This is a genomic window from Neobacillus sp. 114, from assembly GCF_030127045.1.
Classification (GTDB): Bacteria; Bacillota; Bacilli; order Bacillales; family Cytobacillaceae; genus Neobacillus; species Neobacillus rhizophilus.
In genome coordinates this window covers 3,610,143-3,623,152 of record NZ_CP126144.1, presented here as the reverse complement: position 1 = coordinate 3,623,152, position 13,010 = coordinate 3,610,143, and the positions used below count along the sequence as shown (strand labels likewise).

Sequence of the window (13,010 nt, the reverse complement as noted above, 5' to 3'; positions counted from 1 at the left end):
TATGTTACAAGTAGAAAACTTAACGATTGGTTATGGAAAGACTGAAGTAGTACACAATATATCTTTTCATGTGAAAAAAGGAGAGATTATTACCATTTTGGGTGCAAACGGTGCAGGAAAAAGTACGATCCTCAACACCATTGTTGGTCTGCATCAAGCAAAACAAGGGAGCATTCGTTTTCAGGATAAGGAAATTTCCAAAAATCGGCCTGATCAACTGGTTCGGAGGGGGATTCGGTTAGTGCCGGAGGGGAGGCAGATATTCCCTCAACATTCTGTTCTGGAAAATATTCTTTTAGGAGCGTACATTGAAAAGAATGCTAAGAAAGTCCAGACACGACTGCAATCTATTTTTGAAAGTTTTCCACGGCTCGAGGAGAGAAAAAATCAGATGGGAGGAACTCTTTCCGGAGGCGAGCAGCAAATGCTGGCTATTGCACGAGCCTTAATGACGGACCCCTCATTGTTAATTCTTGATGAGCCTTCACTTGGGCTTGCTCCAATCATTGTAGGAGAAGTCTTTGACCTTTTAAAGCAAATTAGTTCTTCAGGTGTCACAGTGCTATTAGTAGAGCAGATGGCAAATAGTGCATTGAAAATTTCCGATCGCGCCTACGTCCTAGAAACCGGCCGGATTGTTCTTGAGGGCAGGGGAGAGGAAATTAGGACTAACTCAGATATTGCCAAAGCATATCTGGGAAATGTTTAAATGATCAATGAGCATTTACAATATAAACCTAAATTAATATAATGAACACGAAAAAATAATAATTTTACCACAAAGGTGATTACGTAAATGACTCTTAATATGTTAAATATACTATGGCTTGCGAAAAGTGAATATCCAGCAGGCAGCAGTCTTACTCCTCATAAACATGATTACTATCAAATTTACTATGTTATTAGTGGAGAAGGAGATTTTATTGTAGGGAATGAATCAGTGAAAATGGGTCGGGGGATGTATCTTTTTACCAGGCCAAATGATATCCATGGCATTTCCAGCACACGAGATGTAGATGGAAATCCGTTACGAATGTTGGAAGTAAAGTATGTTGTGTTTGATAACGAGCTTGAAGAAAGTCTAAATCAGATACCAATTGTGTGCCAGGGAACAGATAATATTGAAGAAATGCTGGCGTTGGTCTTTAAAGAAGGAATTGATACACTTCCTTGGTATTTAGAAATAGCAACGCATACATTTATTGCTGTGCTATACTACATGATTAGATTTCAGAAAATTGAGTTATCAACAAATCCCAAAAAGTCTAAAGTGGTAGATCAAATTAAAGAGAATATTCAAGAAAATTATAGAAATGAAATTTCTTTGGACCATTTAGCAAAGTTTGTTGGTCATAGCAAAAATTATATTTGTAAAACATTTAAAGAGAATACAAGTATGACCATCAATCTATATCTCAATAAAGTGCGAATTGATAAAGCTGCGGAGTTACTGCTTAACACCGATTACGATGTAGCAGAGATTGGTAGAGAGGTAGGATACAATAATATTTTTCATTTCATCAAGACGTTTAAGAAAATTGTCGGTACTTCACCAGGGAACTTCCGAAAAAATGAACTCACTGGCAACGCACTCGTGAGTTCTAAAGTAAAGGCGATTGCAACCATTCCAACTCAACAGACAAGGCATGATATATAGCGATTCTTAAAGATATTTTTTAAAAAAATGAGGTGGAATTTATGAGTGTACTATCTGGAGTAAGAGTTTTGGATTTAACCCATTATATTGCTGGACCTTATTGCAGCCAAATGCTTGCTGATTATGGTGCTGATGTCATAAAGATTGAACGACTGGAAGGGGAGGTTGGAAGAACATCTTCCCCGATGCATGATGATGTCAGTTTGTATTTTGCCTCAGAGAATCGGAATAAAAGAGGGCTTTCATTAGATTTGAAAAGTGCGAAGGGTAAAGAGATCCTTCACCGCTTAGTAGAAACGTCAGACGTTTTAGTAACCAATTATGGTTCCAATGTACCTGAAAAATTAGGTTTTAGCTATGAAACTATTTCTGCTATAAATCCGAGAATTAGCATGGTACATATTACTGGATTCGGAGCAACCGGCCCTTATCGGGATTACGGAGCCTATGATGGTGTCATTCAGTCAATGAGTGGGTTAGCAGAATTAACTGGACATCCAGATGGGCCGCCAACCTATGTTGGAACTTTTATTGCCGATCATATTGCTGGTTTGCAAGCAACTTTAGGGACAATGTTAGCCTTGTTTCATAAAGAAAAAACAGGAAAAGGCCGCTTTGTAGATATTAGTATGCTTGATGGTTTGGTTTCTTTATTAGGCTTTAGCGTCGCGGAAGCCAAGTTGCATGGCATCAATAAACAAAGGTGGGGAATGAGTGATCGTTTTCAATATTCGAAAGCATTCCCTACCAATGATGGGTACGTATTTTTAGGAGCCTATATTAATGCACCAGAGAAAAAGTGGAAAGAATTAGCTGAACTAATAGGCAAAAATGAATGGGGTCAAAGTGATTCGCCATTCTTGAGGGAAGAAGAAAGATTTAAAAACAGAGAAATAGTGGATAATACGATTGCGAATTGGACGATTAAACATACAAAAGAGGAAGCTTTTCAACTTTTACAAGAAAAGGGTATTGCCAGCAGTCCAGTCAATAATTTAGAGGAAGTCATCAATAATCCTCAAATCCAACATAGAGAAATGATTCGAACTTTAACGATGGGAGATGTTGAAGTTCCTGTTCCCGGCGCTGCGATTAAGATTTCAGGAAAACCCGTACAAGAGTTTACCGCTCCACCAGCTTTAGGTGAACATTCAGAGGAAATTTTAGGGCAGTTGGGTTTTTCCGAGAAAGAAATAGAGGATTTTATCGCAAATAATATAATTGGATTTGAAACGAATAATCATAGTCTTAGGGAACTGGATTTAAAATTATAATATTAATTAGTAGGATATGCGGATTGTTTTGGGAGAATGAAAGGGGGAAATTATGAAACTAGAAGGAAAAGTTGCTATTATAACAGGTGGCGCTGGCGGCCTTGGAAAAGATACTAGTTTGTTATTTGCTAGCGAAGGTGCACATGTTGTTGTGGCTGACTATAATAAAAGTTTAGCGGAAGAAACAGCAAAAGAGGTTGACGGTATTGGATTGGGGGTAGATGTTTCAACACGTGATCAAGTGGATAGGATGGTCAATGAAGTTATCGAACAATTTGGGAGAATTGATATATTAATAAATAATGCTGGTATTACAATGGACTCTTCTCTTGTAAAAATGACTCAGGAGCAATGGGATCAGGTTATATCCATTAATCAAACTGGTGTTTTTCATTGTACACAGGCTGTTGTACCTCATATGATTAAAGAAGGATATGGTAGAATTATCAATACTAGTAGTATAGTAGGGAGAATGGGTAATTTTGGTCAAACAAATTATGCTGCAACGAAAGCTGCTGTTATTGCGATGACGCAAACTTGGGCAAAGGAGCTTGGCCGGAAAGGAATTAATGTGAATGCAGTGGCTCCAGGCTTTATCATGACCCCAATGACAGAAAAAATGCCCGAAAAAATTCTAAATGGAATGAAAGAGAAGGTATCACTTCAACGGCTAGGTACACCAAGAGATATCGCCAATACTTATTTATTCTTGGCCAGCGAAGATTCCAGCTATATAAATGGAGCTGTTATACCGGTAGACGGAGGTCTTTCTATATAATAAGCACCATAAGTGATAAAAAGTTGTTGAAGGACTGCTCATAAGGGGCAGTTTTTTTTTATTTTCAATTTATCATTGGTCTATTATTAGGATTCCACACAAATCGAAGCTACCCTTTTATGTCACCAAAAGAATTACTCATGCATAATCATTTTTAAAAATAATTAAGAGTAGAAAAAATGACCAAAAAATAAAATTTTGGGTCAAGAATGAAGTGCCCAGGCTATCAAGTATAACATATGTAATTAGTTATACTGGCAATCTTTTTGTATATTTTATTTTCGGGTTTGGCAGAATTAGTCGCAATAAACAAAATTAGTAAATCGAATTGGTATTCCAAAAGATATTGCAAACTTAGCTTTATTCTTAGCAAGTGAGGAATCTGATTTCATTACTGGACAAGTAATAAATGCAGATGGTGGTATTCTTGCTCAGAACGCCGCGGTACCACAAGTAAAAATGAAAAATTTATCTTGGGAATATTAAAAAAAGTTAAATATAAAAAAGTAATATTTAACAAGAAGGCAGATAGATAAAAAAAATAAAGAAAAATCTAAAAGGATTGAATTCTGTACTGCACAGGACTCAATCCTTTTATTACTGATTTACTAAACTGATACGCCTTTTAGAATGAAATGATTACGCTCCCATTATAAAATTTTATAAAATCCCTTTCCTAAATAATTCTCCGACCGCGTGTGATCGATTTTTTGCTCCAAGCTTTTTAATCGCTGTTTTTGCATATTGGTTAATGGTTAATTCACTAATTGCCATACTTTCAGACATTTCCTTTGTGCTTTCTCCTAATGAAATTCTCCTCATTACTTCCAATTCTCGCCGGCTTAAGAATTGTATTCCTTTATCATAATTCCTACCAATAATCTCTTTTCCAACTTCTTTTCCATACAAGGTAAAAGTTAATAGCAGTTGATCATCGATTTTTGCGTTCTCTTCAAACTCTGTACTACAAATATAACCAAAAACAATCGAATTAAAGAAAATCGGAACGACTACAAAGGAATTGAGGTTAGAAGGTATAGGATATTTAATACTCATTTGTTTAAGGTATTCAAGCCCAGTACAATATTTTGCTTTTCTTTCATTAATTGCAGAAAAAATAATGGGAAAAGAACGAATGTCTTCACGAATTTCTCCTATATGAATACCTCCCGATGGATTAAGAGAAATCATTCCTTCGGCAAGATAACCTAAAGGAGAATATCTTAACAAAAAGGAATCTTGGACAGGGAAGAGTTCCATGTAAATCTCCAAAATTCTAAAAAACTTTTCCTCGTGGTTTAAGATAGGCTCCAGCCTTTGTAGTGATTGCTGAATGGTAGTGAATGTGACCATAAAACATCCCCTTTTTTTTGGGATATTATACTCTAAAAATACGGAATATTCAATCGATTAAAAAGGTAGTACTCTTTAAATAGATAATTGAAGTATCAAGGTTGAAATAAAAATCACGGTAAGGAGGTGTATTCTTCAATTTCAATTAATAGATGTTTTTTCATTTAGATTTAAAATTAGGGAGGTAAAATATGTCCGCAAATCAAGTTAATAATTTGGATGTCGTCGTGCTGGGAGCCGGTTTTTCTGGATTATACATGCTCCATCGTCTACGAGAGGCAGGCTTTTCAACCAGAGTCTATGAAGCAGGGGATGGTGTGGGCGGTGTTTGGTATTGGAACCGCTACCCAGGTGCACGTTGTGATATCGAAAGCATTTATTATAACTATTCTTTCTCAGAAGAGCTCTATCAAGAATGGAATTGGACTTCTAGATACCCTGATCAGCCAGAAATCCTTCGTTACCTTAATTATGTAGCCGATAAATTTGACCTGCGTCGGGACATTCAGTTTAAGACTCGGATTATTGCAGCCCATTATGATGAAAAAATGAATCTTTGGAATGTAAAATTAAATGATGGAACAAGTGTGTCAGCAAAGTATTTCATTTCTGGTGCAGGGTGCTTATCTTCCGCTAATCTCCCTAATTTTAAGGGATTGGAAAGTTTTAAGGGCGAATGGTATCATACCGGCAAATGGCCCCAAGAGAAAGTCGATTTCAAAGGGAAGCGGGTTGGGGTAATTGGCACTGGTTCGAGTGGTGTTCAGGCTATCCCCGTCATTGCAAAAGAAGCTGGTCACCTGACTGTTTTTCAGAGAACCCCCCAATATACAATTCCAGCTAGAAACCACCTTTATGACCCAGCGTTTATTAAACAAACGAAAGAAAACTTTGCTGAAATTAAAAGACTTATGCGCGAAACCGATACGGGTAATGGCCTTCAAATTAGAAATATCTCAGCATTATCTGATTCACCTGCAAAACGAAGAGAGTTATTTGAGAAGGTTTGGGAAGAAGGTGGCTTTGGTCTAACGTCTTCTTATAATGATTTTTTAATCAATGAGGAAGCAAATCATACCGTCAGTGATTTTATCCGTTCAAAAATAAAAGAAATTGTTCATAATCCGGAAACTGCTGCAAAGCTGCTGCCAGACTATTATTTTGGGACAAAGCGCCCAATCTTGGATAGTGGTTATTATGAGACCTATAACCGAGAAAATGTCACTTTAGTCGATGTCAAGGAAGCGCCAATAATAGAGATTACCCCAAACGGCCTTCGGACAATAGATGGCGAGTATGAACTGGACATCATTGTTTTTGCAACTGGTTATGATGGGATGACAGGTCCATTGTTTAAAATGGACATACGTGGAAAAGGCGGGATGTCGTTGAAAGAAAAATGGGAAGGGGGCTCTATGGTAAGGTCATACCTGGGGCTTGCAACGTCCGACTTTCCAAACTTTTTTATGATAACAGGGCCTGAAAGTCCGTCAGTACTGGTCAATATGCCTTCAGCGATTGAACAGCATGTGGAATGGATTATCGACTGTCTTGAATACCTTCGTGAGAAAGGTGTTGATGCAATTGAGCCTACTGTAGAGGCAGAAGAAGCATGGAGTAAGCATTGCCGGGAGGTAGCGGAGGCGACTCTTTATGTGAAAACTGAATCCTGGTACACTGGAGCGAATATTGCTGGGAAGCCTAGAAGTTTTCTTATTTATCTGGGGGGATTTGTTCATTACACACAAAAATGCAATGAAGTCGCTGCTTCGGGATACAATGGATTTACATTGTCCACAATCAAAGCTTTGCGTTAATGGTTTTGATCTCGGTAGTTTGCTATTTTCCATGACCAATGCATAAATTGGGCCATAGGCATTTTTGTAGCAAGTTTCGATCTCGTAACAAAGAGAAAGGGAGTGTTGGCATGCCTTTAAAAAATAGAGTAGCAGTTATTACAGGGGCCGGAAGCGGTATTGGCCGATCTGTCAGTTTAAAACTATCAGAGAAGGGAATGCTGGTCGTCCTCGTTGATTATGACAAAAAAGGGGGAGAAGAAACGCTTCACCTTGTAAATGAAAATGGGGGAGAAGGAATTTTTATAGAAGCAGATGTATCGAAGGGACCCGATGTTGAGAGGTATGTTAGCAAAACAATAGAAGAGTTTGGGAGAATTGATGTGTTTTTTAACAATGCTGGTGTTCTTGGCATTCCATCACTTTTGGCCGATTATAGTGAAGAGACATTCGACCGTATCATTGCGGTTAATTTGAAAGGATCTTTTCTCGGGCTTAAACACGTATTAAAAGTAATGGACGAGCAGCAATCGGGAGTCATTATTAATACGGCCTCAACAGCCGGTGTTCAAAGTACGCCATTTTTAGGCGGCTACGCTGCGAGCAAACATGGTGTCGTAGGTCTCACGAAAACCGCCGCTGCTGAATACGGACCAAAAGGAATCAGGATCAATGCTATTTGCCCGGGTGGTGTTGTAACGAATATGACGAAGGACATGGATATGTCTGATCCAGTCCAGAACGGTCCACTTGGAAGACCTGCTTCTCCTGATGAAATTGCCAATGTTGTCTGCTTTCTCGTATCAGATGAAGCTAGTTACATGAATGGTTCCATTGTAACTATTGATGGAGGTTTAACCGCATAAACTTTCTTAGAAGGAAAAGTGATTTTTTAAAATTGTAAACGCATACAATTAAACAAACCTGCCTAATAGGTGAAATAAAAAAACAGAGGTGAATAATAGATGAAAAATAGGATTGATCCTGAACTAATAGAAATACTGGAATTGTTTCCGCCACTTGACTTAGAAAATGTTGAAGCAACTAGACAGGCATTGGCTACCCTCTCGCAAACTATTGAATTACCAATGGACGAGGCTGTTAACATTTATGATAGGCTGGTACCCGGCCCAAATGATAATCCTACTGTTCGGGTGCGCATTTATGAACCAAGAGAAAACCGCGGAACTTTGCCTGGTATGTTATGGATTCACGGGGGAGGTTATGTTCTTGGAGTTCCGGAAGGTGATGATAGTTTGTGTCAACGCTTTGTTAAAGAGGCAAATTGCGTCATTGTTTCCGTTGATTATCGTCTAGCTCCAGAACATCCTTATCCGGCAGGATTGGAGGATTGCTATTCAGCGCTGAAATGGTTTTCAGAACATGCTGAGGAGTTAGGGGTTGACCCATCCCGAATCGGTGCGGCGGGTGCCAGTGCAGGGGGTGGACTAACTGCCGCTCTTTCTTTACTGGCAAGAGACCGAAAAGGGCCGGCGTTATGTTTCCAGATGCCATTGTACCCCATGATCGACGATCGAAATAATTCTCCATCAAGTCTAGAAATAACTGGAAACATGGTTTGGAATCATGATTTGAATCAAAAAGGCTGGACGATGTACTTAAATGGTGCTAACGGATCCGATGATGTTCCTGCATACGCTGCACCTTCCCGGGCAACTGATTTATCTGGACTTCCTTATACTTACACCTGTGTAGGCCAATTAGATCCTTTTCGTGATGAAACACTTGATTATGTGACACGACTTTGCCGTGCAGGTGTAGATGTTGAATTTCATTTATATCCGGGATGTTTCCATGGGTTTGAGGGGGTTGTGCCAAACGCAAGCATTAGCAGGCGGGCACTTGAAGAATATGTCGGTGCGGTCAAACATGTGCTGCATCGTGAAGTTCTCCTGCAAAAAAAGTAATGAAGTATAGTAAGATAAAAATAGAGAAGAACCTCATTATTAACTCGGGCTAATTGGAAGTAAAATATCAAAAACGTGCAGCACTCTTAACTACTATTTAAGGTCTGCACGTTTTTTTTGTTAAGGATGATATGTGTCATTTGGATTCTTATACCTTGTAGAGTTATACAAAGAATTCGGATCTATAGGAATCTCCTTAAATGGGCCTTTAAGAGATAGATTCAATTAAATTACCCCCATTTAATTTTTTCTTTGTAGGACCATAACCTCCAGTTTCACCAAATTTGGCAAATCTAAATTTTCTAAATCTGGTAGAATATAAATAACCTTGAATTTCCAAATGGAGATTAGTAAAATCCTCCATAAAGGTAAACATATTAAGCAGGTGATTACATGCTAAATCTTACATATTTTCAATCACTATTTAACGAAGACAACACAGAAATTCGCTGCCGGAAGGTGCTGGACGAAATTTCACCGGTTGTAAAAATAATTTTTCAACAATTTGTTGAAAGAATCGGGATTACTATCGGGAATGAATACATAATCAAAAGCTATGATACGACGCTAACCACTACCTATCATGATGCTCGTAATCCAACGTATGCCGACAAGAAAAAGGAATCTGATATTGGCCGGAAACACTATATAAAACTGAATAGAATAGTGGATTGGATGGAGTACAATTTCCTCACCCTTGAATTTGATGGAATCAGCGGTATGATGATTATCCATTCTGAACTAAATTTCATCCCATTTTGGGCATGGGTTCGGAACGATCAAATAAACCGTGTCCTTGATGCGATTCCGTCCGATTATTCTATTTTTACCGGGTGGAAGGAGAAGTCGGTGATCCCAAAAGAGGAATTTGTTCCGTTTGTTAAAAGCTGTATTAAACCACGGAAACGGCCTAACTTTCTAATTGGGACAAGCGTGCCACTGGAAGGGAGCTTGGAAGAGGAGTCCTTGATTGCTGAGCTTGTTACCGCTTGGGAAAAGCTTGGCCCATTCCGAAGTTTTTATAATGAAGAAATTGATGTTTCAAAAAGAGCATATGATGCCTTGATGCACTTGGCCGCAACCCGAAACATAAAGGAAACCCATTTGCTAGGCCGTCCTTATTCTGTTGATATTGGGCCACTGGAGGATCTAAAACATGGAAATCGACAGGCTTTTTATATTTATGATGGGGAGCAAATGCTGACAAAGGGGTTTATTTCCTACCTAGAATTTGATGAAAAGGGCTCGCCATTCCAGTCAATTGTCGTTCAGTTGGAAGGACATAATCATATTTTTACGAGCGCCAGGGCGATCATTGGAGACGGGACGATCGAATGGTGGATAACCAAGTTATTTGCGTCACATACCCAGGAGAACACGAAGGCGATGGCCAATGCGATGAGATTGTTGAATGAGCATCATATCCAGGTAAATGGGAGTTCCTATTATGTGGGAACCTTCAATAATGAAACAGGGTCCTTTGTGGAAGGGACCGAAAAGGTCAAGAAAACGTTTATCGATGCTGCCCTAATCTTTCATCATGTTAAAGGAAAACTGGAATTGCCGTCTGATGATAATACTGAAGGGACTGGAGAAGCGGACGATTCCGAGATGGAACCAGGTTTGGAACCGAATTTTACTTTCAGTGAAATCATTAACATGATTTCCAACAGTCAATTTACATTTTCTCATGAAATTATTCGTGACTTACATTTGAATCTGACCGCTTTGGATGATAAGCATTTTGTTCTTTTAAGCGGAATTTCCGGGACAGGGAAAACCCAGCTTTGCCGTTTATATGCCAATGCCGTTTATGGTCTGGAATACGAGGGTGAAAATCCGTATTTTACCATCATCCCAGTCCGGCCCGATTGGACAGATGCGACTGCCCTGTTTGGTTATTATAGTTCCTTTGAGAAACGTTATGTCAAAACAGAGTTCCTCCAGGTTCTGTTGAATGCGTTAAAAGAGCGGGATAGGCCGCATTTTATTTTACTCGATGAAATGAACTTGGCGCGGGTGGAATATTACTTGAGTGATTACCTAAGTGCAGTTGAATCCCGAAAGGAAATTCCGCTGCACCACGAAGATCTGATTACCGATATTCCGAAGAAACTGGTGATTCCGCCGAATGTCTATGTGTTGGGAACAATTAATGTTGACGAAACCACCCATTCCATCTCAGATAAAGTGCTGGACCGTGCCTTTGTCATGACGCTATCTGATGTTGACTTTGATTCGTATTGGGAGAGGGTCGACCAGGATTTGAAAGCTACGCTTACGAACGAGTTTACGATTTTACGGGAACTTCATCGTACGTTATCCGTTTATGAGCTGCATTTTGGCTATCGTTCCATGGGGGAAATGCTGCAAAAACTATATGCCAATCATCAGCTTCCTGAAGAGTATCAACTGGCTGCGATGGAGGCATTGGATCGCGTGATCTCTGAAAAGGTATTAACTAAAGTCCGTGGGGATGAGCGGATTTCTGATATGCTGGCGAATTTGGAGGAATGGCTGACCATGAATATTGGTGCTGCTTCTATCTCACTTCAGCACGTGAAACGGATGAAAGAGGAGTTAGAGTATTATGGTGCAACCCAATTCTGGCGCTAATCTTCTTGAGCTTTTTGATAAGCAGCAAGGCTGGATTCCGTTTTTGGATGCGTATCTTAGAGAAGCGACTGAATATAAGCTGCGTTTTCATAGTACGCAAATAGATGTGAGGTTTCAGGGGATTCCAGTCCCGTTTTTTCAAAAAGAGGGGAAAGGCTTTGCCACGTTTATAACGCCATTTCAATCTGGCTCGGTTCATGTTTTTATAAACGGTCAGGAATTTAAGACCTTTGTTAATCCGGATGACCGGAAACTGACGGAAGAACAGTTCAACCTGATGCTGGAAGAAATCTTGTCGGAGGCGAATAGCTGCTTTCAGCTCAGCGGGTTAACGACCCATGTCAATGCATCAGGGCGAAATCGTGATATCACTTGGACCCAATGGAGTTATTTGGATCGATCCATTCATCAGTTGAAGCATATTTTTTCAAAAATTGAAAAGCAGCCGCTTCGCCGTTTGGACAAGTATACGATGATGATGAAACGGGAAAAGGTCCAGCATTCGGAACACGTTACTTTAAGGTGGTTGGATCTGCAAGGGCACGGCGACGAGATTCCAAGTACGGTACAAAATGTGAAGACATTGGAAACGCGAAATCTATACGAAAATCAAGTGCTAAAGCAGCAGTTGCAGGATTTGTATCGGCTCCTCCGCAAGTACGAAGTGGTTGAACATGAGGAGGTAACCGGCAAAGCGTTGAGATATAAAGGGATTGTCAAGCGTTGGTTAAACAGTGCGTTTATGAATGAAGTCACAGCAAACAAAGGTCCTTATACGATTACGCAAAAATTCCGGAAGCATCCCGTTTACCGCTTGTGGTATCAATGGTTCGACCAGCTTTATAAGCATAACCGCGAGGGCATCGGCTTTGATTACCCGATTTCATTAAAAGACACCTTTCAATTGTATGAAATGTGGTGCTTTATGAAGGTGGTCAGGATTCTGAGGGAAGCGGATCGTGTGCGTGATACGGGTGGATTGTACCGGATGACGAAGGATGGCATTTTTTTGAATCTGGCCGAGAATAAGGAAAGCAAAATTCAGTTGCGGGGCGGTGTGAGCCTGTACTACCAACGGGCCTATCAATTCAACTCACCAACTTTTCATACATTTACGCAAAAAATGATTCCGGATATTGTTCTGGAAGGGGAAAACGGCCTGATTGTGTTTGACCCGAAATATCGCGTTCCGGACAATCTTGGTACGGCATTGGGAGAAATGCATAAATACCGTGATGGCATTCTCATGCGGGACACCGGTGAGCGAGCGGCTCAGGAGGTGTATATCCTTACACCCACAACCGACGAAGTGTCCGAAGGGATGAGATATTTCCATCACGATTACCATGATCATTATGGTATGGGGGCCATTCGGGTGATGCCAGGGGATGAGGATGAATATTTGAGTTCGAAGATTGTCGGGAGTGTTAAGCTGTTGTCTAGATAGGATATTAAATAGGGTAACTTTGAAAAATTCAAGTTGAATTTAAATGGAAACATACGTTCCTATCGGCGTGTGGGAATGGTATAATATATATGCAATAGAATAGGATATTTCAAGGGTGGTCGGCACACTCCCAAACAGAAAGGGGGTGATGCTGGATGACA

11 protein-coding genes are annotated in these 13,010 nt (G+C 39.8%); 10 read left to right on the top strand and 1 reads right to left on the bottom strand.

Annotated features, from left to right (window positions below; translation table 11 throughout):
• Position 1: 1 nt before the first annotated feature.
• From QNN06_RS17660 to QNN06_RS17640, 5 genes are all read left to right on the top strand, one after another.
• Complete coding sequence (locus QNN06_RS17660; protein ID WP_284035581.1) at positions 2 to 709, top strand: ABC transporter ATP-binding protein; 708 nt, start codon at positions 2 to 4, stop codon at positions 707 to 709.
• An 87-nt stretch (positions 710 to 796) separates the two neighbouring features.
• Positions 797 to 1,657, top strand: a complete 861-nt coding sequence (locus tag QNN06_RS17655) for a helix-turn-helix domain-containing protein (RefSeq protein WP_284035580.1) — start codon at positions 797 to 799, stop codon at positions 1,655 to 1,657.
• Between the two features lie 41 nt (positions 1,658 to 1,698).
• Positions 1,699 to 2,931, top strand: coding sequence for a CaiB/BaiF CoA transferase family protein (locus tag QNN06_RS17650; RefSeq protein WP_284035579.1), 1,233 nt, complete (start codon positions 1,699 to 1,701; stop codon positions 2,929 to 2,931).
• A 52-nt stretch (positions 2,932 to 2,983) separates the two neighbouring features.
• Complete coding sequence (locus tag QNN06_RS17645; protein ID WP_284035578.1) at positions 2,984 to 3,709, top strand: beta-ketoacyl-ACP reductase; 726 nt, start codon at positions 2,984 to 2,986, stop codon at positions 3,707 to 3,709.
• A 327-nt stretch (positions 3,710 to 4,036) separates the two neighbouring features.
• A complete protein-coding gene (locus tag QNN06_RS17640; RefSeq protein ID WP_349654944.1) occupies positions 4,037 to 4,195 on the top strand; it encodes an SDR family oxidoreductase in 159 nt (52 codons plus the stop codon).
• Between the two features lie 174 nt (positions 4,196 to 4,369).
• Here QNN06_RS17640 and QNN06_RS17635 read toward each other — a convergent pair whose 3' ends face one another.
• Positions 4,370 to 4,981, bottom strand: coding sequence for a response regulator transcription factor (locus QNN06_RS17635; protein ID WP_254124816.1), 612 nt, complete (start codon positions 4,979 to 4,981; stop codon positions 4,370 to 4,372).
• Positions 4,982 to 5,253: 272 nt separating this feature from the next.
• On the opposite strand from QNN06_RS17635, the gene QNN06_RS17630 reads away from it, so the two are divergent.
• The 5 genes from QNN06_RS17630 (at position 5,254) to QNN06_RS17610 (ending at position 12,849) form a co-directional block, all read left to right on the top strand.
• Positions 5,254 to 6,879, top strand: a complete 1,626-nt coding sequence (locus tag QNN06_RS17630) for a flavin-containing monooxygenase (RefSeq protein WP_217036825.1) — start codon at positions 5,254 to 5,256, stop codon at positions 6,877 to 6,879.
• A 110-nt stretch (positions 6,880 to 6,989) separates the two neighbouring features.
• Entirely contained in the window at positions 6,990 to 7,724 is a 735-nt protein-coding gene (locus QNN06_RS17625) for an SDR family NAD(P)-dependent oxidoreductase (protein ID WP_217036826.1), read from the top strand.
• Between the two features lie 99 nt (positions 7,725 to 7,823).
• On the top strand, positions 7,824 to 8,786 hold the full coding sequence (locus QNN06_RS17620; RefSeq protein WP_284035577.1) for an alpha/beta hydrolase: 963 nt from the start codon (positions 7,824 to 7,826) through the stop codon (positions 8,784 to 8,786).
• A 393-nt stretch (positions 8,787 to 9,179) separates the two neighbouring features.
• A complete protein-coding gene (locus QNN06_RS17615) occupies positions 9,180 to 11,402 on the top strand; it encodes an McrB family protein (RefSeq protein WP_284035576.1) in 2,223 nt (740 codons plus the stop codon).
• Positions 11,377 to 12,849: a DUF2357 domain-containing protein gene (locus tag QNN06_RS17610; protein WP_284035575.1), complete on the top strand. Its 1,473-nt coding sequence runs from the start codon at positions 11,377 to 11,379 to the stop codon at positions 12,847 to 12,849. Before QNN06_RS17615 ends, QNN06_RS17610 begins: the two co-directional genes overlap by 26 nt.
• The last annotated feature ends 161 nt before the right edge of the window (positions 12,850 to 13,010 follow it).

What these genes read in the sequence shown, in the direction of transcription:
- QNN06_RS17650 (WP_284035579.1), top strand. Translation starts at nt 1,699, where the DNA reads ATGAGTGTACTATCTGGAGTAAGAGTTTTGGATTTAACCCATTATATT.
- QNN06_RS17660 (WP_284035581.1), top strand. Translation starts at nt 2, where the DNA reads ATGTTACAAGTAGAAAACTTAACGATTGGTTATGGAAAGACTGAAGTA.
- QNN06_RS17645 (WP_284035578.1), top strand. Translation starts at nt 2,984, where the DNA reads ATGAAACTAGAAGGAAAAGTTGCTATTATAACAGGTGGCGCTGGCGGC.
- QNN06_RS17655 (WP_284035580.1), top strand. Translation starts at nt 797, where the DNA reads ATGACTCTTAATATGTTAAATATACTATGGCTTGCGAAAAGTGAATAT.
- QNN06_RS17625 (WP_217036826.1), top strand. Translation starts at nt 6,990, where the DNA reads ATGCCTTTAAAAAATAGAGTAGCAGTTATTACAGGGGCCGGAAGCGGT.
- QNN06_RS17615 (WP_284035576.1), top strand. Translation starts at nt 9,180, where the DNA reads ATGCTAAATCTTACATATTTTCAATCACTATTTAACGAAGACAACACA.
- QNN06_RS17630 (WP_217036825.1), top strand. Translation starts at nt 5,254, where the DNA reads ATGTCCGCAAATCAAGTTAATAATTTGGATGTCGTCGTGCTGGGAGCC.
- QNN06_RS17610 (WP_284035575.1), top strand. Translation starts at nt 11,377, where the DNA reads ATGGTGCAACCCAATTCTGGCGCTAATCTTCTTGAGCTTTTTGATAAG.
- QNN06_RS17620 (WP_284035577.1), top strand. Translation starts at nt 7,824, where the DNA reads ATGAAAAATAGGATTGATCCTGAACTAATAGAAATACTGGAATTGTTT.